The sequence below is a fragment of the Trichocoleus sp. FACHB-262 genome (genome assembly GCF_014696035.1).
Lineage (GTDB): Bacteria > Cyanobacteriota > Cyanobacteriia > FACHB-46 > FACHB-46 > Trichocoleus.
In genome coordinates this window covers 230,594-254,938 of record NZ_JACJPK010000034.1, presented here as the reverse complement: position 1 = coordinate 254,938, position 24,345 = coordinate 230,594, and the positions used below count along the sequence as shown (strand labels likewise).

General features: G+C 48.9%; 20 protein-coding genes and 1 riboswitch. Of the genes, 7 read left to right on the top strand and 13 right to left on the bottom strand.

What is annotated here, in order from left to right; genetic code table 11:
• Positions 1-141: 141 nt before the first annotated feature.
• The 3 genes from hemJ to H6F68_RS07530 all read right to left on the bottom strand — a co-directional run bounded on the left by hemJ (position 142) and on the right by H6F68_RS07530 (position 3,211).
• Positions 142-738, bottom strand: a complete 597-nt coding sequence (hemJ, locus tag H6F68_RS07540) for a protoporphyrinogen oxidase HemJ (protein ID WP_190557809.1) — start codon at positions 736-738, stop codon at positions 142-144.
• Between the two features lie 145 nt (positions 739-883).
• Entirely contained in the window at positions 884-1,690 is an 807-nt protein-coding gene (locus H6F68_RS07535; protein ID WP_190557807.1) for a Nif3-like dinuclear metal center hexameric protein, read from the bottom strand.
• 102 nt (positions 1,691-1,792) lie between these two features.
• Complete coding sequence (locus tag H6F68_RS07530) at positions 1,793-3,211, bottom strand: LCP family protein (protein WP_313930053.1); 1,419 nt, start codon at positions 3,209-3,211, stop codon at positions 1,793-1,795.
• 815 nt (positions 3,212-4,026) lie between these two features.
• Here H6F68_RS07530 and H6F68_RS07525 point away from each other — a divergent pair.
• Positions 4,027-5,709: a R3H domain-containing nucleic acid-binding protein gene (locus H6F68_RS07525; RefSeq protein ID WP_190557798.1), complete on the top strand. Its 1,683-nt coding sequence runs from the start codon at positions 4,027-4,029 to the stop codon at positions 5,707-5,709.
• A 266-nt stretch (positions 5,710-5,975) separates the two neighbouring features.
• On the top strand, positions 5,976-9,311 hold the full coding sequence (treS, locus tag H6F68_RS07520; RefSeq protein WP_190557796.1) for a maltose alpha-D-glucosyltransferase: 3,336 nt from the start codon (positions 5,976-5,978) through the stop codon (positions 9,309-9,311).
• A gap of 132 nt (positions 9,312-9,443) precedes the next feature.
• On the opposite strand, the gene H6F68_RS07515 is transcribed toward treS, so the two are convergent.
• The 3 genes from H6F68_RS07515 to H6F68_RS07505 form a co-directional block, all read right to left on the bottom strand.
• Complete coding sequence (locus H6F68_RS07515) at positions 9,444-10,229, bottom strand: histidine kinase (RefSeq protein WP_190557794.1); 786 nt, start codon at positions 10,227-10,229, stop codon at positions 9,444-9,446.
• Positions 10,230-10,418: 189 nt separating this feature from the next.
• Positions 10,419-12,416, bottom strand: a complete 1,998-nt coding sequence (locus tag H6F68_RS07510; RefSeq protein WP_190557792.1) for a family 10 glycosylhydrolase — start codon at positions 12,414-12,416, stop codon at positions 10,419-10,421.
• 113 nt (positions 12,417-12,529) lie between these two features.
• Entirely contained in the window at positions 12,530-12,859 is a 330-nt protein-coding gene (locus tag H6F68_RS07505) for a TMEM14 family protein (RefSeq protein ID WP_199299958.1), read from the bottom strand.
• 98 nt (positions 12,860-12,957) lie between these two features.
• Between H6F68_RS07505 and H6F68_RS07500 the strand changes: the two genes are divergently transcribed.
• Positions 12,958-14,292 (top strand): ATP-binding protein, encoded by a 1,335-nt coding sequence (locus tag H6F68_RS07500; RefSeq protein WP_190557790.1) that lies wholly within the window; start codon positions 12,958-12,960, stop codon positions 14,290-14,292.
• A 41-nt stretch (positions 14,293-14,333) separates the two neighbouring features.
• On the opposite strand, the gene H6F68_RS07495 is transcribed toward H6F68_RS07500, so the two are convergent.
• Positions 14,334-14,942: an outer membrane beta-barrel protein gene (locus tag H6F68_RS07495; RefSeq protein ID WP_190557788.1), complete on the bottom strand. Its 609-nt coding sequence runs from the start codon at positions 14,940-14,942 to the stop codon at positions 14,334-14,336.
• A 113-nt stretch (positions 14,943-15,055) separates the two neighbouring features.
• On the opposite strand from H6F68_RS07495, the gene H6F68_RS07490 reads away from it, so the two are divergent.
• Both H6F68_RS07490 and H6F68_RS07485 read left to right on the top strand, forming a co-directional pair.
• Positions 15,056-15,889: a class II glutamine amidotransferase gene (locus tag H6F68_RS07490; protein ID WP_242065395.1), complete on the top strand. Its 834-nt coding sequence runs from the start codon at positions 15,056-15,058 to the stop codon at positions 15,887-15,889.
• Positions 15,890-16,503: 614 nt separating this feature from the next.
• Positions 16,504-17,244 (top strand): diacylglycerol/polyprenol kinase family protein, encoded by a 741-nt coding sequence (locus H6F68_RS07485; protein ID WP_190557787.1) that lies wholly within the window; start codon positions 16,504-16,506, stop codon positions 17,242-17,244.
• A 7-nt stretch (positions 17,245-17,251) separates the two neighbouring features.
• On the opposite strand, the gene H6F68_RS07480 is transcribed toward H6F68_RS07485, so the two are convergent.
• From H6F68_RS07480 to H6F68_RS07460, 5 genes are all read right to left on the bottom strand, one after another.
• A complete protein-coding gene (locus H6F68_RS07480) occupies positions 17,252-17,854 on the bottom strand; it encodes a 2OG-Fe(II) oxygenase (protein ID WP_190557785.1) in 603 nt (200 codons plus the stop codon).
• An 86-nt stretch (positions 17,855-17,940) separates the two neighbouring features.
• The gene (locus H6F68_RS07475; RefSeq protein ID WP_242065394.1) at positions 17,941-19,209 is read right to left on the bottom strand and encodes a family 10 glycosylhydrolase; all 1,269 of its coding nucleotides are present in this window, start codon (positions 19,207-19,209) and stop codon (positions 17,941-17,943) included.
• A gap of 146 nt (positions 19,210-19,355) precedes the next feature.
• Positions 19,356-20,162, bottom strand: coding sequence for an aldo/keto reductase (locus H6F68_RS07470; protein ID WP_190557781.1), 807 nt, complete (start codon positions 20,160-20,162; stop codon positions 19,356-19,358).
• Between the two features lie 263 nt (positions 20,163-20,425).
• Positions 20,426-20,935: a BON domain-containing protein gene (locus H6F68_RS07465; protein WP_190557779.1), complete on the bottom strand. Its 510-nt coding sequence runs from the start codon at positions 20,933-20,935 to the stop codon at positions 20,426-20,428.
• Positions 20,936-21,046: 111 nt separating this feature from the next.
• Positions 21,047-22,132 carry a YsnF/AvaK domain-containing protein gene (locus H6F68_RS07460; RefSeq protein ID WP_190557777.1) on the bottom strand — a complete coding sequence of 362 codons (1,086 nt, stop codon included), beginning with the start codon at positions 22,130-22,132 and terminating at the stop codon, positions 21,047-21,049.
• 366 nt (positions 22,133-22,498) lie between these two features.
• On the opposite strand from H6F68_RS07460, the gene H6F68_RS07455 reads away from it, so the two are divergent.
• Together H6F68_RS07455 and H6F68_RS07450 are read left to right on the top strand one after the other, a co-directional pair.
• Entirely contained in the window at positions 22,499-22,882 is a 384-nt protein-coding gene (locus tag H6F68_RS07455) for a hypothetical protein (RefSeq protein WP_190557775.1), read from the top strand.
• Positions 22,883-23,359 carry a cysteine peptidase family C39 domain-containing protein gene (locus H6F68_RS07450; protein ID WP_190557773.1) on the top strand — a complete coding sequence of 159 codons (477 nt, stop codon included), beginning with the start codon at positions 22,883-22,885 and terminating at the stop codon, positions 23,357-23,359. It abuts the gene before it with no gap.
• Here H6F68_RS07450 and H6F68_RS07445 read toward each other — a convergent pair.
• A complete protein-coding gene (locus tag H6F68_RS07445; RefSeq protein ID WP_190557771.1) occupies positions 23,356-23,877 on the bottom strand; it encodes an AAA family ATPase in 522 nt (173 codons plus the stop codon). The two genes, H6F68_RS07450 and H6F68_RS07445, sit on opposite strands and share 4 nt — an antisense overlap.
• A gap of 244 nt (positions 23,878-24,121) precedes the next feature.
• Positions 24,122-24,241, top strand: a riboswitch (guanidine-I (ykkC/yxkD leader).
• Positions 24,242-24,345: the final 104 nt, after the last annotated feature.

Below are 24,345 nucleotides of genomic sequence, written 5' to 3'. Positions count from 1 at the left end.
GTATCTACAGCTCCCCTTCTCTTGTACAGGAGGAGAGCAATACGGGAAGGAACCAAAACTCAAAATCCCCCTCCGCAACGGAGAGGGATGGGAGAGATCAACTCAAGTTGGAAACTTTGATAAGTATTTGCTTCGTTCTCTTTAAGAATTAGCGGGTAAAGAGTTGTCCGTTGTTTGGGTAGCAGCGGCAGCTAGCTTCTCCTCGTTTTTGCGGCGGATCTTGGCATAAAGCTGGATTGTCGCAGCCATTGTAATCACTAAGCCGACTACTACCCAGGCTGTAGCATCGGTGGGCAAGCTGTTTTTGAACACTGCCAGCATCACAATCACGACTAACAGCAGCGTTGGGGCTTCATTTAAGGCTCGCAACTGCCGACTGTTCCACTTGCATTCCCCCTTACCCAATTGTTTGAGCAAGCGACCACAGTAATGGTGATAGACCAGCAGAATGGCGACGAATCCCAACTTGAAGTGCAACCAGCGATCGTGTAACAGATCCGGTTGGGTATAGAGCATGCCGATCGCCATTGCCACTGTCACCGCCATTCCGGGCGTGGTGATGATGTTATATAGGCGCTTTTCCATCAGGGCATACTGCTCTTGCAAGATGGAACGGGCGGGTTCTGGCTTTTCTTCGGCTTCTACGTGGTAGATAAATAAACGCACTAAATAGAAAAGTCCGGCGAACCAAACTACGACGCCGATGATATGAAATGCTTTAAACCAGAAATAAGCCATGAATACAATTCTCCCAAACAGCCTCATAACCAGAGTATCCGTTACAGTATGCCACTGGCCGAGCTGCTGACAAGTTGTTTGGCAAGTAAATTAACGAGCTGTAGTAGTGGAGGCAAAACCCACAACCATCAAAATCATTACCAATTTAATGATGGTAAAACTGCCGAAAGTCTTCGTCTTCGCTGCTGAGTTGCACCCATTCCAGCCCTAGTACCCGCAATTTTTCGACTAATCGAGCACAGGCGGGGCGTTCGGTGGCGTAGTGCCCAGCGTCAATCAAAATTAGGCCGCGATCGCGACTTTCTTGAAACTGGTGAAATTTGCAATCCGAGGTGAGGTAGGCTTGCGCTCCCGTCTTGACCACAGCGGAAATATAGCTCGCGCCAGAGCCTCCTAAAACGGCTACCTTTTGAATTGATTGATGCAGATCCGCCGTGGGCGAAAAAATCAACTCAGGGGGTGCAAGCTGAGTTTGAATCCGGGCTAGCAAATTTTGTAAGGAAAGGGCTGGTTCAAGCAAGCCGACTCGTCCGTAACCAAAGCCATTTTGCGTTGGCACAATCGGGGCAACCTGAGCCAAATCCAAAACTTCGGCTAGGACATCTGCTGTGCCGTGATTCACCTGGTCAAAGTTAGTATGGGCCGTGTAAATACCAATTTGGTGAGTGAAGGCTAAGCGGGCCATATCCCCAATGGGGTCGCCTTTTTTCAGCGATTTCAGGGGGCCAAAGATTAACGGATGGTGGGCAAAGATTAAGCTGACTGGAATTCCGGCATGTTGGAGGGCGATCGCCTCATGCATGACGCTGAGCGTGGGAGTGAGGCAGACTAAAACGTAGGCGGGTTGATCGAGAACTCCTGGCTCTACTTGCCAGCCACAGTTATCCCAACTTTCCTGCCAACTTGGATTGGCCCAAGCTTCAAACCAGGTAATTAAATCTGCAACTTTCATCCCACTTCAGCCACCGACATTCTGCACCCAACCTAGCACGAGACCGCTTGGATATTAATTCAGGCGAAGCTCTACCCAAACTAATCTAGACCACGGTTCTAGCTAGATTCCCTTTTGCAGCCAATCTTCTCCGATGCGAATAGTGAGGTCAGATTCTAAATCCCCGGTGGAAGTGGCTTCAATATTACCGAGTCCGATCGCTTTTTTGAGAACTGCTGCTCCTTCTAAGTCACCTTGCTGCACGATGATTTGGGTTTGGCGTTGATGGTCAGGCCAGTCTTGCACAATGTAGACGTTTGGAAAACCTTGGTTCTCTAACAGTTGAGCCACGCGGCTACCTAGGTCAGGCTGCCCAGAGGCATTTTGAATGGCAATTCTTAGCCCTTGGGGAGCGCTATCGGAAGCCAAGCGATATTGGTTGTCTAGGGCTAACCCGCTGGAGTCGATTTTGAAAAACTCTCGCATGACGCGATCGCGCCCCCGATCGTCCATGAGCCAATAGCTGGCAATGTATTCATCGGCTTGGCTAAAGCGACCGGGTAGCATCACCATCTTGAGTTGGTCGCGCTCTAAGTTGAGACCAAAACCAATGAGAGATAGCATTTCCTCTAGGCTGAGGTTGGTGTCAATGTACTTCCGCATGATGCGAATTGCCTTGGGGAGGCGCGGCAGCACACTAGGACTGGTGAGGCGATCGCGTAGAGCTTTGATTAAGGCCTGCTGGCGTTGAACCCGGCCAATGTCACCATATGCATCGTTGCGAAAACGAGCAAAGCCCTCGGCTTGTTCCCCGTTTAGGGTTTGCCAGCCTTGCGCCAAGTCGATTTTTAGTTTTTGGGTTTGGTCTACATAAGCCATTGGCGTGGGCACGAAGACATCAACACCGCCCAGCAAATCCACAATCTCGCGGAAAGCATCGGTGCTGACGCGAACGTAGCGATCAATTGGGACATCATTTAAGGTGCGACTAACCACCCGCGCAGTTAGAGCAGGTCCACCACTAGCATTGGCTTGGTTAACTTTGGTGATCCCAATCCCCGGAATCTCCACCTGGGTATCTCTGGGAATCGAGAGCATGCTGACTGATTGAGCTTTGGGGTCAACATGCAGCAGCAGCATGGTGTCGCTACGACCGTCAAACACTTCTGAGGAATTACCCGTCACCCCAGGAACGCGATCGACCCCCATCACCAAGATGTTGACTGGCCGAGACACTTTGTACTGTAGCCCTTTCTGCCACAGGTTATTCAGAGATACGTTTTGCTCTTCTGGAGACGAAGACGGCGCTAAAGGAGTCAGCAAAGCCACACTTGCACCAATCGACGCAGAGACGGTGGTCGTTAAAACGAAGGCAAAACTCCAAAAGAGGCGTTTGGCCAGGGTAGTACGTTGGGACAAAGGTGCAGTTACGACCGGGTTGGACATGGGCGATTCAAATGGAGTGACTGGCGGAGAGAAACCTACCGATTCTTCCGTGCCATCGGGTTGTTGCAATTTGGAATTGCTGGTAGATTGTTCCACTCCTTCTATCACCTTTCCTTCACCCGAACAACCGGATTTTACGTGTGTAGTTTTGTTAATTTAACGCGATTATACCCCTACTACTGTTATTTCTCGGTAACAAAATAGGTATTTATCACAATTCTCAACTACGTGAGAGCCCCGAAGTATTGGGTGGAATCTACGCCAGGTGCCTCGCCCAAAGCTCTTACCAACCCCAACTTACTCCGCTGCGTCGTGGGGAAATAGAGAGTTTATGCCCTAGGCGATCGCCTAGAAGCAGATTCATCAATTTTAGGTAATTACTTTTATTTATTTGTAGAAAATTTAACACATCTCCCTAGCCTTTGAAGCGTCAGGCTGATGGAGAGGATTTATTTGAGCAGTCACCCTACCGCTTAGAGAAAAACTATTAGAGCGAAACTATACAACCTTAGGATCTTCTTCCTCTTCAACTTGGGCGATCGGCCAAGGGGTAGGCAAGGTGTCAAACGAATCTGTTTCAGACAAGTTGGCTCGACCAAGAGGTTGACGTTTGGTCATACCAAGCCGTTTCTTAAGGAAGTTGATTAAACGTGCGAGCATTTAGCTCTCCGCAGTTGAGTATGTGCCATCTTAATGATTATCTGCCGTCTACTCGTCTACTCAGCGGTAGAGGCTAACCCTAGATCTGGGGAGGTAGATTGGTAGAATTAAGACTCAGGGGTGGAATCCCTACTTAGGTAGTCGTACTCTCTGGCTGATAAAAAGTGGGACGATCGCCACAATGTTAGATGAGATGGCAAGCAGGTTTTACTAACTCTTTTATTTGCGTCTAGCAACGCTGACATAGAAGCATGCAAACTACAGATGATCTCCAGAAACTGTTAAATATTTTGCCTTCGGAGATTCAACAGGTTTTAGAACAACATTCAGAGTGCGATCGCTTAGTTGAAGTCGTTTTAGATTTAGGGCGGCGACCAGAAGCTCGTTTTCCGCACCAAGCCGAGTATCTTTCTGAGCAGGTAGTGACTCGGGCTCAAATTCAGGACTGTATTGATCGCGTAGGCGACTTCGGGGGAGATAACCGCGCCGGAATTGAGCAAACCTTGCACCGGATTAGCGCTATCAGAAACCGCTCCGGTGAGATTGTTGGCCTCACTTGTCGGGTAGGTCGTGCCATTTTCGGTACGATCGCGATGATTCGAGATCTGGTGGAAACAGGCCAGTCAATTTTGATGTTGGGTCGTCCAGGAGTCGGTAAAACCACAGCCTTGCGAGAAATTGCGCGGGTCCTGGCAGACGACTTGAATAAGCGGGTGGTGATCATTGATAGCTCCAATGAGATTGCTGGAGACGGAGATATTCCTCACCCTGCGATCGGTCGCGCTAGACGAATGCAGGTGGCTCGTCCTGAACTGCAACATCAAGTAATGATCGAGGCGGTGGAAAACCACATGCCAGAGGTAATCGTCATTGATGAAATTGGTACAGAACTCGAAGCTTTGGCTGCTCGCACGATCGCGGAAAGAGGCGTGCAACTCGTAGGGACCGCTCACGGTAATCAGATTGAAAACTTGATTAAAAACCCAACCCTTTCTGATCTGGTTGGCGGAATTCAGTCTGTGACGCTGGGAGATGAAGAAGCCAGACGGCGAGGTAGTCAAAAGAGCGTCCTGGAACGCAAAGCTCCCCCGACTTTCGACATTGCTGTGGAGATGCTAGAGCGGCAGCGTTGGGTTGTGCATGAAACGGTGGCAGATACGGTAGATGCTTTGCTCAGAGGTCGTCAACCTAGCCCGCAAGTCAGAACTATCAATGACGAAGGCCAGGTCACCATTACTCGAGAAGTGCCCAGCCTATCGCCTGTAAGACGACCCAATGCGCCTGCGGCAAATGACTCATTTAGCAAAACCAGTAGTCAAAGCACAGGACAGCTTCTGCCTTTTCCACAAAATCTATCTAGAAGCAGGAGCTTAGCAGAAGTTGATCGTGAGTTGTCGCCAACAGAGGCTCTAGAGCTATCGGGCCATCAACCGCTACGGCTTTACCTTTACGGGACAGGTCGTCAGCAGTTGGAACAGGTGATCAGCATGCTGAACTTACCAGTTGTCCTGGTTGAAGGGTTGGCAGAAGCTGAAGCGATCTTGGCGTTGCGATCGCACCTGAGAAAGCATGCCAACCTACGGCACCTAGCCCAAGCGCATGACATCCCAATCTATGCCATTAAGTCCAACACGACTCCTCAAATTACCCGCACGTTACGTCAGGTGTTGGGGATGCCAGGGCTAGAAGCGATCGCTGAACCTGATTTTGATCTAGCGGCTGACAGAAATGATGAGGGTGATGAAATGGATGCGCTGGAGGAAGCCAGATTAGCAGTAGAGCAAATTGTGCTACCTAAAGGCCAGCCTGTGGAGTTGCTGCCTCGCGCAGCCCATATCCGTAAGATGCAACATGAACTGGTGGAGCATTACCAACTCCAGTCCAGCAGCTTTGGCTCAGAACCGCATCGTCGCTTACGCATTTATCCCGCCTAATACCAACGTAACCCGGGAGTCATAGAAATGGGTGGTCCTTAGCGATCGCCCATTTTTTTGTGAATTTATTTCTTCTGGTATAGACCTATCTATTTCTTCAGGAGTAATCGTATGCCGACCATAGCAAGAGCAGGGGAGGCTGAAGCCAAATAGTGATGGGCAAGACACTGTATACCCCTTAAGTTTCAGCCTGTAGGCTATTGGCAAGCTAGGGATAGACTCTCTACCTTATTACAGTGGCGATAGGGAATTGAACTGTGGAAAAGATGCAACGTTCAGTGATCAAAGATGAACCTTTATGGTTTAAGAACGCGATCATCTATGAGGTGCCAGTTCGGGCTTTTGCTGACAGTAACGGGGATGGCATCGGGGACTTTCGAGGTCTGACGGAGAAATTAGACTATCTACAGGATTTGGGCACTACTGCCCTTTGGGTGCTGCCGTTCTTTCCCTCGCCACTCAAAGACGATGGCTACGATATTGCCGACTACACCAACGTCAATCCGATTTATGGCACGCTAGAAGACTTTCAGGAGTTTCTGGCCGCAGCCCATCAGCGGGGCATTCGGGTCATTATTGAGCTAATTGTTAATCATACTTCTGATCAGCATCCTTGGTTTCAGCGGGCGCGTCGCTCTCCAAAAGGTAGCGTAGAGCGAGACTTCTATGTGTGGAGCGATACCCCCGAAAAATACCAGGAAGCTCGAATTATTTTTCAGGATTTTGAAACTTCCAACTGGGCTTGGGACCCGATCGCGAAATCTTACTATTGGCATCGTTTCTACTCCCACCAGCCTGACTTAAACTACGACAATCCAGCAGTACGGCAAGCCGTTTTCGAGGTGCTGGATTTCTGGCTCAGTATGGGTGTGGATGGCCTCCGAATGGATGCGGTGCCTTATCTGTACGAGCGTGAAGGTACCAACTGTGAGAATTTGCCAGAAACCCATGACTTTCTGAAGCAAATGCGGCAGTATGTGGACGAAAGACATCCGAACCGGATGCTGCTAGCGGAAGCCAATCAATGGCCAGAAGATGCGGCGGCTTACTATGGCGACGGGGACGAGTGCCATATGAACTTCCACTTCCCCCTGATGCCGCGCCTGTTTATGTCATTGCGGATGGAAGATAGCTTCCCAATTATCGACATCTTGCATCAGACACCGCCGATTCCGGATAACTGTCAGTGGGGATTGTTTCTCCGTAACCATGATGAATTAACCCTAGAAATGGTGACGGATGAAGACCGCGACTATATGTATCGCGTCTATGCCCAAGATCGAGATATGCGGGTGAACTTAGGAATTCGGCGGCGGTTAGCTCCTTTGCTAGGGAACGATCGCCGTCAAATCGAATTGCTCAACAGCTTGCTACTAGCCCTCCCAGGAACTCCGGTGCTGTATTACGGAGACGAAATTGGCATGGGGGATAACGTCTATGTAGGCGATCGCAATGGCGTGCGAACTCCAATGCAATGGAGCGCCGATCGCAATGCTGGTTTTAGCCGTGCCAATCCGCATCGGATGTATTTGCCGATTATTGTCGAATCGGAGTACCACTACGAAGCCATCAACGTTGAGGCACAGCGGGCTAACCCCAATTCCCTCTGGCATTGGATGAAGCGCTTAATTGCCACCCGTAAGCGCTACCAAGCCTTAGGACGGGGCAGTTTTGAGCTGCTGCACCCAGATAACCGAAAGGTGTTGGCTTTCATTCGTACCTACGAAGACGAATCGATTCTAGTCATCGCCAATTTATCCCGCTTTGTGCAAACTGTAGAAATCGATCTCTCTGCCTTTCAAGGCATGATGCCTGTAGAGATCTTTGGTCGCACACAGTTCCCCCCAATTACGGAGTCCTCCTACTTCCTCAGCGTCGGGCCTTACGCTTTCTACTGGTTCACCTTGCAACCCCAACCCAGTGCCTTACAAGCACCAAAATCTCAAGCTGATCTACCGACATTGACGGTTCAGGGTGAGTGGCGGATGGTGTTATCCCAACGCGACTCACGGGATTATTTGGAATCGGTGCTAGCAAATTATCTCTATACCTGCCGCTGGTTTGTTGGTAAAGCACAAACGGTGCAATCGGTTCACATTAAAGAGGCGATCGCGATTCCTTTCCAAGACCGAGAAGCCCATCTCCTTTGCTTGCAAGTGCAGTATATCCAAGGAGAGTCAGAAACCTACTTACTTCCTCTGGGCTATGCAGAAGGAGACCAAGCAATCCATTTATTGGCCGATAATCCGCCACTAGTGGTAGCCCGCCTGCATATTACTGGCAAAGACGACATTGGCGTTTTATTTGATGCCACAGCCGACAAAAACTTCCTCACGGCTCTCTTAGATGCAGTAGCAAAAAATCACCGCTATCAGGGGACAGCAGGAGAACTGGCGGCTACACCAACCGATATCTTTTCTCCTTTAACGGCTGATGCTGCTCCTCTAGAGCCAACGCTGATGAAAGGAGAGCACAACAATACCTCGATCATTTATGGCGATCGCTTGATTCTGAAGCTATTCCGTAAAGTTGAGGAGGGTATTAACCCGGATTTAGAAATTGGGATCTTTTTGGAAGAAAAGAAATGTTTAGAGCATTTTGCTTCGGTTGCAGGCGCTCTAGAGTATCGCCAACCCAATAAAGAACCCATGACTCTGGGTAGGTTGCAAGAATTTGTTCTGGATACCAGAAGCGGTTGGGATTACACTCTCGATAGTTTACGGGATTATTTCGATCATGCTCTGATTCAGCCAGAAGCAATCACGGAAATTTCAATTCCTTCAGGAACGCTGTTTGATTGGCAAAAAGCTACAGTGCCTGATTCTCACCTCAGTAAGATTGGTTCTTATCTGGCTAATGTCCAGCTCTTGGCTCAGCGGACCGCGGAACTGCACAGTGCTTTAGCTTCCGATCTAGAGAATGCCAGTTTTGCACCAGAACCCTTCTCCACATTCTATCAGCGCTCTATTTATCAATATGCGCGCAATTTGACCGGGAAAGTGTTCCGGTTGCTGAAGCAGAACCTAGGCACTTTATCCGCTGATGTTCAACCGCTGGCTCAGTCTGTTTGTGATCTTCAGGAGAAAGCGCTGGATAGCTTCCAACTCATTCTGAACCAGAAAATTACCGCGATGCGGACCCGCTGTCACGGGGATTATCATCTGGGGCAAGTGCTGTATACCGGGAAGGATTTCATCATTATTGATTTTGAGGGAGAACCGAATCGAACTCTGAGCGAACGCCGGATGAAGCGATCGCCTTTGCGAGATGTGGCAGGGATACTCCAGTCCTTCTATTACGCCGCTAACCAAGCTCTGCGTAATGAAATCGAAGGTGGCTTGATTCATGCCGACAACCTAGCTCTTATGGAGCAATGGACAGAGTTTTGGCATGGTTCTGTCAGTGCTACATTCCTCAACACCTACCTTGAGACTGCGGCCCATCATCCTTTCGTGCCTCAAACCGAGCAGGAGCTACAGGTGCTGCTGAATGCCTATCTTTTGGAGAAAGCAATCTACAGCCTCGGCCATGACCTCAACCACTATCCTGCCCAAGTAGAGATCTCCTTACAGCGATTGCTCCAGTTGATTAACGCTAGCTAGCAACTCATAGGGGCGAATGGCCGTTCGCCCCTACAGGGTTTCATGTAAAAAAAGAGGGCGATCGCTCTTCTGTTAATCAGAGGCGACCGCCCTCTTTTTTATCTGATCTCTAACAAAGAAATTGAACCCGAATTAGCGCTTATTAGAACGCTCTTTCTCGCGTAAAGCATCCCCTGCAGAGTGCAGTAGCTCACTGAGAATTTGCCGAATTTGGCGCTCTTTTTTCGCTACGGCTGTCCCTGCATCTCCCAAGCGCTCCTCTAGCTGCGATCGCTTCTGTTCTACTTGTCCAGCCAACGCTTCCGCTTGGGGCCGAGAGCGGTCATACCAGTTTTTGGCTTCGTCCAAATATCCCTGGATATCTTCGGTGCGTCCACCATAGCGAGCCGCTAAGTTAGCTCGGAGAATTGCTAGTTGTGCTTGGAGTTGAGCATAGCGTTTTTTCATCAAGGAGACTTCATCGCTATCTCGCAAGCTATCGACTGCGGATGTAATGGCTGTCTTAACCTTAGGTGAAGTCTCACCATGGTCTGCTTCACCCACATCAACTAAGAGGCGATCGATTTCTTGTTGCAGTTCTGCCTCTTCGCTGTCTAATCTGGTTTCCAATTGCTTCATCTCCGATTGGGTTTGAGCGATCGAGCGGCGTCTTATCTCACTCACACCCTCAATAGCGCCTTCCAGCGAAGCAGTCACTTCTTCCTTTAGTTCACCGCCTTTTTCTTGAAAGGTTTCCACAACTGCAGAAATGGCATCTCTGACAATATCTCGGAGTTCACCAGAACCTTGCTTTACTTCAGAGCTAACCTGGGAAACTGCCGACTTGACAATGTCTCGGATGCGGTCCGATCGCACCTGTCCAGTAGATTTGACTTGTTGCAAATCTTGGGTAATTTTCTCTTTGATATTGCTAGGCATATTAAGCACTCATGTTGTAGGTAGGGGCTGTTTCAAGCTCACACTTGAAGCCAATAAAACTCGCACTGTAACAATCAAATAAGCTGGAGTATTGTTTGATCTTGTCGCAGCCGAGCTTAGATTGTTCACCCTCCTTAGACATAACCTGAACAGAACCTGAGTTGCCTCAGCGCCATTGCTCTGCCTAATTTACTTCACTGTAATTAACACTCCAGCACTTTCGTTGGCTAATCTATCGACAGCACAGAGAGCGTAGGTGCCAGTTGTAAGGGTGACAGTTTTTGTGTCAGCAGGTAGGATTCGCTGCAATGTCCAAGTTTCTCCTGACTGTTGATAGAGAGTCCAAGATCGCACTGTGCTATTAGCTGTGGTGCTCCAAGTGAGGGTACCGTTTTGCAATTTTAGGTTAATCGGGAGAGAGGGGCGATCGCTACTCAACCAAGTCATTGCAGGTGCTAAGGCAAGCTTGGTATAGAGGACATTCTTGAAAGTGTCTGTAATGCCTAAACGATTATCAAGTAGAGGTTTGGCGCTGAAAAAGATATTGCCCAAGGCTAATTGAGCTGCCATGCTGCGAGTGATGGCGATTTGCTGCTCCACCTCTGCAACAGGCCACTTGATGCTATCTAACTTACTTAAGTGGTTGCCGACATAAATGTGCCGACGCTGGGAGTTTTGCTCGGTCCACCACTGCAACAACATCGGGTAACTCTGGGCGGGAGCATCAATGCGCCAATACAGTTGGGGGGCAAGATAGTCGGCCCAACCTTGTTGCATCCACTTTAAGGCATCGGCGTACAGGCGATCGTAGGCATCTAATCCTTGAGCCTTGGGAGGCTGTCCAGGGCGATAAATCCCAAAAGGGCTGATGCCAAATTTGACATGACGTTTCGTGGCTCGAATCTCGGTGGCAAGGCGCTGAATCAGTTGATTGACATTTTCCCGTCGCCAGTCTCCCAAGGAGAGTGTACCGCCTTTTGCTTGGTACGCCTGATAGGTTTTCTCGTCTGGAAATGGCTGGTTTGCGATCGGATAAGGATAAAAATAATCATCCAAATGTATCCCATCTACGTCATAGCGGCGAACTACGTCCAAAATCACGTTGTAAGACAAATCTTGGACTACTTTTGCTCCTGGGTCCATCCACAGCTCATCTCCATACGGTAGAACGGCTTCTGGATGCGTTACCGCAATATGGGGTGCAGCTAAAGATTTGTCTTGTCTATCGGTTCTAGCGCGGTAGGGATTGAACCAAGCATGAAACTCCATATTGCGCTGATGGCATTGCGCGATCGCAAACTCCAAAGGATCGTAGAACGGCTCTGGAGCTTTTCCTTGCGTCCCCGTTAACCAGCTACTCCAAGGCTCTAGCGGTGAAGCATACAAGGCATCTCCTTCTGGTCGCACTTGCAGAATCACCGCATTGATGTTCAACGCTTGGAACTGATCCAATAATCTGACAAACTCTGCCTTTTGTTGCTCTACAGATAGCTTTGAAGAAGAGGGCCAATCGCGGTTCCAGACCGATGTTACCCACACGCCGCGAAATTCTCTGGTATGAGATACGGCGGCAGTGCGCTGATAATTCACAATGTAGTTGGATGAAATGACGGGTGCTTGTCCCAAATACACCAGGGTCTGATAGAGCAAGGCGGCAACTTCTGCTCTGGTGGCAGCTTGGGCAGGATTCAGCCGCTTCAGGTCTGGGTAGTTGACGATCATCCCCGCACTGGTAGCCGCTGCGATCGCCTCAGTCGCATAGGCAGGAATTTGAGCCACATCCTGATACACCGTTGGTAGAGCCGCTTTGAGATCGGCCACAACCATTTTGTTGATGCCTAAGCCATTCACTAGGGAAACCAAAACCTGAGCCCGAATAATCTTTTCGTTCGGTTGAAACTGATTATTGGGATAGCCAGACAGAAACCCCGTTTCGTAAGTTTTCTGGATGGCTGCTCGCGCCCAGTGGGTAGTAGGCACATCAACAAACGGCACATAGGGACGAATGGCGGGCTTGGGAAAGGTCGCTTGCATCAATGCGGCAAACTCGGCCCGCGTGATGGATTGGTTGGGCCGAAAGGTACCATCCTCAAACCCTTTAATAATGTTACGCTGCGCCAAATTCTCAATAAAAGCGCGGGCCCAATGGGTTTGGATATCTGGGAAGCGAGCCGCTGTGGAAACCATTAGTAAACCTCAATGTAGATGCAGCAATATACATAACTCTGCGCTACATCTGGAATCACTTTAATTTGCCCCTGTTCCTGAGAATAATATCGAACCAGGGGAGCAGGTTTGGTTCAGCCCCGTAGGGTGTACAGCATCACCGCTAAGGCTCCTACCCCTAAAATAATCATTAGACCTGCAGGCATGAACTTGCGAGTTTTGGTCCAGCGTCCCACAAACACAATGATGAGTAGAGCAGTAATTGCAGCGGCTAAAGGTAAGCCCCAAGCGTATCCTTGCAGTTGTAGCACTGCCGCACCGATTAGCAACAGGCCACTGATGCTACCAGAAATGAGGGATGCTTTACTTTGAACTTGGAGGAAGCCCACGATTCCCCCGATAATAGCTAAAGTTCCGTAGGCGATCGCGGCCAAAATACCTGGGTTGATGACAACTGATTCCATAAGGTCACTTCCCTGGCTATCAGGGCTGAAGTTTGTACACTTAGTCCAGAGATTAACGGACGATCGCGCATTCCTCAAGTAAACTACCTGATTCATTCATGGATGCCCAAACTGTTGCTTCAGTTCAATTTATTCAACGTCAAGCCGCGTCCCTCCTGCTCTATCAATTTTTATTTGAGGAGGAAGTCGGTCGGCGGTTTGTGGAACTGTTGCAAGCCCTACGCCACACGGACGTAGACGGGTTGGCTTGCGTGCAAGCTTATGGGCGCTGGTTTCAATCTTTGGCCGCGAGCAATCAAGGCTGGCAAGAATACCTGCTGATGCAACTCCTCAAGGCCGATAACCCCTTCTCGCGGCGCGTGCAGCAAACGGAATTAACCGAATTACCTCCGGCTTTAGTCACAGCGGCGCGGCATGACTTGCGGGTGTTGCAAACGCTGTATGGCTGCACGAGCTATCGCTTGAGCCAATGGGTGCAAGTAATAGCCCAACTGCCTGCGGCTCCAGTTTCCTGGGTGGATGACTTGACCTGCTTTAGCCCCGCGATCGCGCTGCATACGGATGAAACCATGCAGGAGCAACTGCTGATTACCAAACTGCAAACGATGGATGATTGGTCGGATGCCTTAGAAGATTTGGCGGCCTATTACCAACGTTTTGGCACTGGCTTCTTTGCAGAATATTGCGCCTGTCGCTGGCAATCTGGAAAGTTAGTGGGAATTGCTCACCCTGACCCAATTCGGCTCACTGATCTAGTGGGCTATGAGGCAGCACGGGAAGCTTTAATGAAAAACACAGCCTTTTTGCTGTCTGGTTACCCAGCGTTGCATGTGTTGCTCTATGGCAGTCGTGGCTCTGGGAAGTCGTCTCTAGTAAAGGCGTTGTTGAATGAGTACAGTGACTTAGGGTTGCGCTTGATTGAAGTCGCTAAGTCTGACCTGAAAGAGCTGCCTGTGATCGTGGAGCAACTGCGGAATTTGCCTCAGAAGTTCATTGTTTTTGTGGATGATCTGTCGTTTGAAGAAGATGATGATGCTTTCAAATCCTTAAAGGTCGTACTGGAAGGTAACTTGACGGCTCGAGCGCAAAATGTTGTCGTTTATGCCACATCCAACCGACGGCATTTGGTACGCGAGTTCTTTGGCGATCGCCCCCGACCGAAGGATAGTGACGAAATCCACAATTGGGATACGGTGCAGGAGAAGCTATCTTTTAGCGATCGCTTTGGCCTAACCTTAACCTTTGAGCCTGCTAACCAGGATGTGTATTTGCAGATGGTGCGACACCTCGCGGTTCAGGCAGGAATTGCCATCAGTTGCGAAGAGTTGGAGTTTCAAGCCTTGCAATGGGCCACGCGCCATAATGGTCGCTCTGGACGTACCGCTCGGCAATTTATCGACTTCTTGCAAGCAGATTTAGCGCTATCTAGCTGACTTGAGAGACCCCTCCCCGACGCGGAGAGGGATTTCATGCTCTAAAAACGATAACCCGCTCCTACCTGCACTCTCACAGGAGGATTGGTATCGGCGCGATCGCGGTTGAGCCTCAATTTGGCATCTCCGTAAATCACAATGCCATCACTCACGGCTGCTTCTACGCCTGTAGTCAGGACGACGCCATTGCGATCGCCTAGCGGTGTGGCTTGTTCTGGCGTTTTGACGAAGGTATATCCTGCTCCTGCATAAATGTTGGTGTTGCCGCTCACAGCGAGGTCGTAGGAGAGCATTGGCATCACGGCCTTGACTTCTTTATCCACTAAAAAGACGGACCCTCTTGCCGAGATTTTGCTGTTGGGCAAATCCAAGCGGCCTTGAAACTGATTTTCGACCCCGACGCTGGATGTTTCGGTCGGTTCTTGCCAAAGCTCTGCTGGCGACCAAGTAGGGCTACCATCCCAGGTTCCTGGTTCTATGAAGGATTGCAGCATTTCATTAGTTTTGCTGCTATCAACGGTCACACCAACGTAGCTACCCTGCATCCCTTGGGGCTGAGCGCTGGCGGGCTGGGCCAACAACATACTGGGGGCGATCGCTAAACCAAAGCCAATCAGGGAAGGGAGGGGCAAACCTAAAACTGATTTCATAAGGTTTCGACTAAAAGCTACGTCATGTTATGTCATCCCTTACAGGGTAGCGCTGATTTCTTCAGGAAAGTTATTGAGGGGGCGATCGCACGTACAATCAATGGGCATAGGGTTTGAAGGACTATCGAGACATTGCCTCCATGTGCCAACTGTTGGGAATGAACTGCAACGTACCCACCGACATCTGCTTTTCATTTGAAGGCTTCTCGGCACGGGGTGGCAAAACGGATGAACACCAAGATGGCTGGGGAATTGCCTTCTTTGAGGGGTTAGGATGCCGTTTATTTCTTGATGAAAAACCCTCCTCCACCTCCCCCATAGCTGAGCTAGTGCGGCAATATCCGATCAAATCTACTCATGTGATTGCCCATATCCGTAAAGCAACGTTTGGGGGAGTGGCGCTAGAAAACTGTCATCCCTTCCGCCGGGAACTATGGGGGCGTTATTGGATCTTTGCTCACAATGGCGACTTGCCCGACTTTTATCCAGAAAGCAATGGCTTTTACCGTCCGGTAGGACAGACCGACAGTGAACGAGCTTTTTGCCTGATCATGAATACTTTGCGGCAAGCCTTCCCAGAAGATAAACCGCCCCTAGAGCAACTTTATCCAGTCTTGGACGAAGTCACTCGCGCGATCGCCCAGCAAGGCAGCTTCAACTACTTGCTCTCCGACGGTGAACACTTCTTTGCCCACTGTTCTACCAAGCTTTGCTACATTGTGCGTCAGGCTCCCTTTGCCGCAGCCCATCTAATTGATGCTGACCTCACCGTCGATTTTCAGGAGCTGACTACCCCCCGCGATCGCGTTGCCATTATTGCCACTGTGCCGCTCACCGATAACGAAGTTTGGACATCTTTTCAACCCGGAGAGCTACTTGTCTTTCGCGATGGCTTACCGCTGAAACCAGAGACAGCTACCAACTCAACTGGCGATCGCCCAAGTTAACCCAGCCCAGGTTAGCCCTGTTTTAAGAGTGTATAATTGCGCGATCGTAAACTTTGGTTTCAATGTCATGAAACCGATAAAATCCGAGTATTCTGTTAATAGAAGCTAATTAGCTTCTAAGACGAGTAAATCGTTACGTTGCACGTCAAGAGGAGGTTAAAAATTAATTCCTCATCCTGTTTACTGGACCAAATTACCGCTGCATTTAAACTGGTTCTTGGTATTTCCTCTCCACTTTAATCGGGAGCTCTGTTGCTGATAGTTTCACTGAAATTTACGCTTCAATGAAGTCTTGCATCAGCCCAACTCCAAGTAACCTCAACCTATTTGGGGAAGTCAATCACAAGAATCGTTCTGGGTCGTAAGTAGTCCAGTTTCCGATCGATGCAGATAACAAGTAAGTTCCTTTGTGAATTTATCGACCGAAATTACAACAGCATCCAATTCTGTTTCTCATATCTCCCTTCTGGATTAAAAGAGAGCCTTGTTGCTGATACCTTTGTCAGAAAGATTTAAACTAAATCTTTTTCAGCACAACTCTAGGCAAGCTCATCGTATTGGAGGAGATTATTGTAAGGAACGATTCTGGGTGCTGTTGTTGTTTGACTTAAAAAATGGAATTGAGTGCTTTATTAGCTAATTCCCTAGTTCGAGATATTGCAGCTACGGCAATCACCTTTGCGATCGCCCTCAGTTGGCTCAAGCTAGTAAATACGCTGGCGCAACGAGGCTGGCTAGAACAGAAACTCAGCCGCAAAATTATTCATATTGGGACAGGGCCGTTGTTTGTCCTCTGCTGGCATCTCTACAGCGAGCAGGCGATCGCGCGGTATTTTGCAGCCCTGGTACCCCTCGCAATCACCCTTCAGTTTTTAGCGATCGGCACCGAACTTATTGCCGATCCTGCTGCTGTTCAAGCCATGACCCGTGAAGGCAAGCCCGCCGAAATTTTGCGAGGACCACTGTATTACGGCATTGCCTTTATTCTCTGCACAGTGTTGTTCTGGCGCAACTCCCCTATCGGAATTTTGGCTTTAATGCTGATGTGTGGCGGTGATGGCTTGGCAGATATTGTGGGACGCCGACTAGGCAAACACAAGTTACCCTTCAGCTCCCATAAAAGCTGGGCAGGCTCAACAGCTATGTTTTTGGGCAGTTTCGGATTTGGCCTAGGATTTCTAACGCTCTTTAATCACCTGGGCCACTTTCAACCACCTCTCAACCTTGCGAATACCACAGGTGCAGTAGCAGCGATCGCATTCGTGGCAACTCTCGTAGAAGCTCTACCATTTCCAGACATCGACAACATCACGTTGGTAGGGGTGGCGATCGCAATGGGGTTGTGGCTGTTGTAGCATTCTGCTATTTGCGTTTTGGCTTCATGGCCCTCGATTCTATGGTCAAGGTCGGGATGTCATGCAGCTCTGCATCACTGAGGCTGTATTGTTCGCAGACTAAGCTCAGCCGCGTTCCAGTTGTTTTCACCGCATTAACAGAATGGGTCAAATCCCCTTGAAAGTACACCAACGTATTGGCTTGAGGTTTCACCTGCCCAACCTGCTGCTTTTGGCGACGTAGCACCAGTTCTCCGCCCTCCAAGTTGGCTGGCACCTGTACATAGAGCACACTCACTGCCATTGGTGGCTCAACGGTTTTGCAGTAGGACCGCAACGAGCGATCGATATGGGGGTCAACGCGGGAGCCTGCGCCCAATAACAAGGGGTTGAGGTAAAAGGCGTTGCAGTTGGGCAGTAAGGCTCGATCGAGATAAGGCTTAAAGAAGGGGAATTGCTGCTCTACCTTCCCTAGTTCTGAGCGTTGAAACACGACCGAAAATCCTTTGGTTCCCACGAAGTCACGGTTGAGATTATTCACCGCTAAATAAGAGCAAGCGAGAATCTGACCTCGGAGGTCGCTAAGGTACTGAGTAGGGAAAACATCCCGTTCTTGAGAATAGTATTTCAAGCGCCTGAACTAATTTAGGTTGAAAGGTTGAGCGTTTACTATGTTACCCCTCCCTCTTGGCGCTCAACCACTTAGGGCTGCAATTCCTACTCTGTTACTGCCCGCGCCACTGGCGATTGGAAAAGCGCCTGAAAATTCGCTTGCCGTTCTGCTGCGGGTTCGGGGGTATGCTCCCAGAGGCTTTCGTAGTAGAAGAAGGATACGCCCAAACCGCGATCGCGAGCGGCTCTGACTTTTGACTGAATCAGCGACATCGGCATGGGTTTGTTTCTCAAGCCTGTTAGCACCCCGACTCCTGTGGGAATTTTTTGGCTGGCTTCTTGAAGTTCCGAGCGGGCGATTTGTCCTAGAAAACTCTGCATATCAGGACGATACACCTGCACGATCAGCTCATCCACGATATCCTTCCGTACCCAACTCAACCAGTCTTGCAGATAGCCGCTATAGGCTGAATCATAGGGGTTAGGAGACACAGAGAAGATCGCATTTGGCTTTCTCTCCTTGACTGCTTTATTTAACTGAGCCATGAAGGCCGTAATTTTGTCAGCCCGCCAGCGTACCCACTCTGGATCACGAGCATTGGCTGGAGCGTCTTTCTTGGTTTCCTTTTTGTATAAAGCTAAGGTATGGCGGTCGTAACCGAACTCAACAGGCAAGCTCATGTGGTCATCAAACTGGATGCCATCGACATCGTATTGAGTCACCGCTTCTAGCACCAGATCGCTAATGAACTGCTGCACCTCTGGCAAAAACGGATTCAACCACATCACTTCGCCAGCATCAATCTCTGTGGTTAGGCTGCCGTCGCGGCGGTGGGTGAACCACTCAGGACGATTGGCGGCTAACTCCGAAACCGCAGGTGCCATGAAGCCGAACTCAAACCAAGGGATCACGAGCAATCCTTTTTGATGAGCCTGAGTTGCTAGATCAGCAAGGATATCCTGTCCCTGCAAGCCTTTGCGTACAAAAGGTTGAATCTCATGGCGTTGAGCCACAGCACTGGGATACAGCACATACCCTGAATTCCAAATTACTGGGTAAAGTGTGTTGAAGTTCAATCGAGCCAGTTGACCTACAGCATCTTGAAGCTTAGCCTGATCTCTCAGGATGTCATTATCATTCTCGGTTAACCAAACTCCCCGAATTTCCTGGTGGGGCTTCGGCGTAGGTTGTGGAACGCTGACCTCTGGCAGCGGCACCTCTGGAAAAGGCATTTCTGGAATTGGACTTTGCGCGATCGCTTTGGTGGGCTGACCCGCTAGTAAGATAGTCAGGGAAGCTGCTAAGCAGAATAGGAAGCAGGACTGGAGCGACTGCCGCCAGCTTTTAGATAGAAAGCGTAGTGGTCGTTTCATTGGTTTGAATGAGTGCTCTACCCAGTTGTGCGATCGCATGCTTTCGTAGTGAAATCCAAGTCAACTATTGTATAGGTATTTGTAGTTACAGCAAAATTGCTCCGCAAACCGGACTTACCCAATAAATAATTGTGGATGGTTGAGCACTAAAGCCATTGCGTCTCAAATTTGTCCAGGCCATTGCCATAAACGAAATCCCCATACTGTCGCCAGTGAACTAGCTCTGGAGAAGTCAGGGATGCAGTTTGTAAGACGCTAAGATTTGCAGTCAGTTCCGTCAAGTTGGCAGGTGAAGTCAAAACAACTGGAATCGCCGAGGGTTGCAGGGAGAAGCGATAGCAATCAGTGGCGCTAGGAGGATCATGAGGCCAATCGGCTGGCGATCGCAATAGAGTGCCCCAGCGGGTCGCAGTGAATGCCACTACTGGGATACCTGTTTGAACTGCCGTTGGCAAAACATCTACTTCTGCTTTACGGTGTGCCATGTTATAGCGATGCATCAAGACATCACAGCGCTGATTTTGGATCATATCCAGAGCGATCGCTCGGTCATGGGTACTGACGCCAACATAGCGAACATATCCTTGTGCTTTCCATTCGTATAGCTCCTCTAGCGCTGCTGCAACCTCGGTAGGGTTGTCACCAGGAGACACATATTGCGCAAAAAAGATATCTACTACATCAACCGCTAATGTTTTTCTTACTTGATCTAGATACTCTCGAAGGGTAGTAGAGCTGCGTTGTTCACTGCCTGTGGCGATACATAAATTTTCTCGTTGAGCGCTCGCCAGTAATTTTAATGCCTCTAAAAAACGCTCAGAACCCAAGTTATAGAAGAAAAAGTAGTTAACCCCAGCCTCAAATGCTTGAGCTATACAAGCCGATTCTTGTACTCGTCGGCTAGCTAAACCCAAGCAACTAATGGGATTTCCAGCGATCGTCTTTAGTTCCATATCTATGTCAAAAAAGTCTGCGCTCGCTGCGTGAAGGGACTGAGGGCTCACAATATCTTCACAAAAATCACGTATCTGTTTACCTAAAGATTATTCGCTAGTTTTGCAATTAAGCAGATCAAAGCTAGCGACAACTCTTTAGATGTCGAACCCAGCCAGTTAAATGAGATTTCTAGCGAGGTTGACGTTCAACCCAACTAATAGATTTTCAAATTTTTAGTTGTTTTGCCTGAGCTAAATCGTACCAGCTAGGACCACGAATTCTAATTTGTGTGAGTTTCTGTTACTTCTTTGGAGTCTGCTGCGGGTGGTTCATCTGGCTGGGCATGGGAAGCAACGTTAGCCTTGAGAGTCACAGCGCGAACGCCTTTAATCTGTTTTGCTAAAGGTTCGATTTTTCTCAGTTGTTGATCATCTACGACCGTCCCAGCGATCGTGACTGTTCCCTCTTCCGCAGTGATAGTTAATTCACTTTGAGGCAGATTAGCTTCTAACTTTGAGCGCACTTCGCTTTGTAGATCACCATCGGCTCTAATAGCGTCATCGCCAGTAGCATCATTGCGCTGCTCACGGGCACGAATGTCAGAATTTAATTGCCTTCTTCGTAGTTCGGAAGTAGCATCATTTTGGTTTTTCTGGGCAACAGGCTCTTTTAAGTTGCTCTCTGGCTGTGTCGCTGTATCCGGTGAACTGTTACTGGTTCTGGCAGTATCACAAGCTGCTAAGCCCAGTAGCAAAACACTACTCAGAAACAATGGAGTTAACTTCTTCATGATTTTCTTTGCAAAAGCTAATTATTCATCAAATTATTATCTAAGGGCGATCGCTGATCTAAGCCTCAAAGCTAATCCTGGAGAGGCGATCGCTACCAGTGAAGATAAAGCTTAGATCCGATCCTGAGGCAGGCGATCGCGGTCTGCATTCACAGCGGGATGCCCTTCTGTCTCGACCCGAATTTCTTCGCGACGTACTGTATCTTCAAGGTTGACCACCTCTCGGGTAACTTCCTTCCGTAGGCTGACTTCTTCGCGAACAAACACCTCTTTTTGAATGTTTGGTGTCTCCTCATACACTGCCATGCGGAAGATTTCTCCGGCTCGAAAGCTAGTCTCATCAAGCGCTACAGGTCGGTCAGCGTTCTCTATCTTAATCCGCTCCACAATAACGCGCTCTCGCTCAATTGGAGTTGAAACACTTTGGGTTTCTATGGCAACGTGCTTACCAACGGAGACTTCCCCTGTCTTTTGCCGAGTCTTATCTGGCACCAGCCGTTCTGAATACAAGTCAATAGATTGGATATTTTCTGACTCAACTGCGGCGACTGTGGCGGCGGAGTTAGCTATTTCAGGTGACTTAACAGGTGACTCAACAATGGCGGTGGAGCCAGATCCCTTGGAGTGCTGGGTGTCATAGATGCCCCACTCCTCAACACCTCGATGCTGGAGGATCGCTTCAGCACGACGCAGGTCTGCATCTGTGCCTTCCACTATGACCATGTATTGTCCTTGAGCCACGCGATCGCTATAGACTTTAGCCCGATCTTCAGGGATGCCTAGCCCTACTAGCCCGCCCAGCAAGCCGCCTGTAGCAGCGCCAATGGCCGTACCTGAGAGCGCTGTAGCTAAGACAGTGGCTCCTGCTCCCGCTAGCATTACTGGCCCAATTCCTGGGATTGCTAAGATACCAAGACCAACTAGCAGACCTGCCAAGCCACCCAACGCACCGCCCGTAATCGCGCCTGTCTTTGCACCTTCATCAGCTTTGTTACCGACTTTGTTGCCGACTTGATGTGTGACTTCAGTGCCTGCCAGCCGCTCATCGTTGTGATTTGAGTCTTGCGCTACAACAGAAACTTTGTCCATCGGAAAGCCGCTGTCACGCAATTCTCCCAATGCGTGTTCTGCCTGCTCACGACTGGGAAATATACCGATCGCTCTTCTATGTTGTTCTAAAGGTTGTCCTAAAGCCATTTCTCTCTCCTGATTCGTATGTTTTCTGAAAAAATTTATTTTTTAGAAGTATCTTCAGCAAGGTTATTAAGACTTAAAAAAAGAATTTAGGCGATCGCTTAAACCCAAGATTTTACTTTTCTAACCGTATGTTTATAAAACTGTTTTAATGACTACAGCCCCTTAATCTTGCTCTACTAAAGTCTTTTGGGCATTCATCCATAGATGTAATCTCCTACTCCTCGGTCACTCATTTGGTAGAGATACTGACTTCGCTGAACTACAAAATAGTTGAGTTTGGTGGAGCTATTTTTGGGGTTAAAGCTGCCTATCTGGGAACTTTAGGCTCAACCCATCCATAGCGTGCTGCAAACAGCAGTTGAGCTTGTGTTTCTAGTAATCATCTCCCTAATCTCTTTTTTGCCAGGTATCTTTACAGGTCAAACCTTAGCTCGGCGGGGTTTCACCGCTGCCAACGCCCTACAGCACCGTCAGAAACAAGTGTATGTGATTAGCCTATTGTCACTAGGTGTTGGCACCCTGCTGAGTATCGTACTAGTAGCAGGACGCAGCAGCCCTTGGGTGCCCAACTTTCTTTTGCTATATGTGGGAGCCTACCTTTGGGATGCTGTTTTGGCGGTTTGCTGCTTCTGCATTGGGCTGATCCTATCGTTAGAGTTACCTGGTTGGAAAGATATACAGCGCCTACAACAATTAGTTTTGTTTTTGGTGGTGAGTTTGTCGGCTACCTGCTTCTTGGCGTACTACTAGTTGCCAATTGACAACTTGGTCCAAGCCGCTAGAGTTTCAGAGGAAGTTGTGCTGCAAACCACTCCTTACACATGTGCTGCTGCATCTATTGCCACCATCGCTCAAATAATCAAACCTGAGTCATCCATCACTGAGCTAGATGTGACGAAGCTAGCTGGGACTGACCGCACGGGTACCAGTACGATCGCGGAGATTTATGCCATGCGGGTTTTAGGGCTAGATCCTCAATACGAGCGTAATTTAAGTATTCAAGATCTAGTGAATCGTCAGCAACTAGCAATTTTGCATGTCATGGAGCCTGTAGGAGAGAGTAAGATCTCTCATGCGATCGCTCTATTAGCAATTGATCCTGCAAAACAGACTCTATTGCTGGGCAATCCCCTCTACGGTAGGCAAGTCAAAACCTTTGATGAGATGCAAGACTATTGGCTGAAAGAGGCTGTGTTCGTCTCTGGTGAGCTAATTCAGCCAAGCTAGCCCAGTTCCTTTAGCCAGGTTTGAGCAACCTGGGGCGATCGCAAATGGATGATTTTTAGATGAGCATACTCTGGTTGTTGTAGCAGGACGGGATATTCGCGTCGGCGCTTGTGGTAGGTGCGAAATAGCCACAACAGGATTGAGTCTTGGCTCAGCGCTTTGGTGAGCGTCTCCCGGTTGCCACTCCATAGTTCTTCTTGAGTCACTACTCGTCGCACCGTGCGTCGCAATAGTCGCCCAAAGGTAGTAGAAAAGGGTAGATCTAGCCAAACTAAAGTATCCGCACTGGACCAAGTTAGATTTCGTACTTCGCTGTAATTTCCATCTACCACCCAGCGATCGCCACTCAAAGCTTCAGCCACTCGCGAGCAAAAAACATCGGTTGCACTTTCCGACCAATTAGGGTTCCAGTGCAAAGCATCCAACTCAACGTGCGGGATGTTTAGACGTTGAGAAATGTGCCGAGCCAGAGTTGTTTTGCCAGAACCCGTGGTTCCAACTACTGAAATACGCTGCATGCGACCCTTAGTTCTATGAAATCATTATTCAATCTCTACAAGCTTGTGAGAATCAATTCCCTGAGCCTGCTGAAGTTAGGTTGAGACCGCGATCGCCCTTGATTAAACTTTCAGGGTTTTAGCAATGCCCTGCAATTTCGTCAATTTTGATACAACTGCTCCTGTTAGCAACTGGCTATATATAGTCTGGGTCATTCATTATTCTTGAAAAAAGCTTTCTAGAGAAGTTAAAAAAACTGAAAACTGTTACAGCTTCTAGGGTTCCGACGTATCCATCGAGATAAGTGCCTGGTCCGAGAGAAGCGAATCTATTAACTTTTATAGAGTTTTATAGGTTACACGGCGGGATAAAAGCCCGGGAGAGTTTACTGCTACAGCAGTTGCTTCTCTCCTGGGCTTTTTTGTTCTATTTCCTACAGTTGAGTTTGCATATGGCAACTATTGTTATCGGAAAGTCTAAAGAATTTG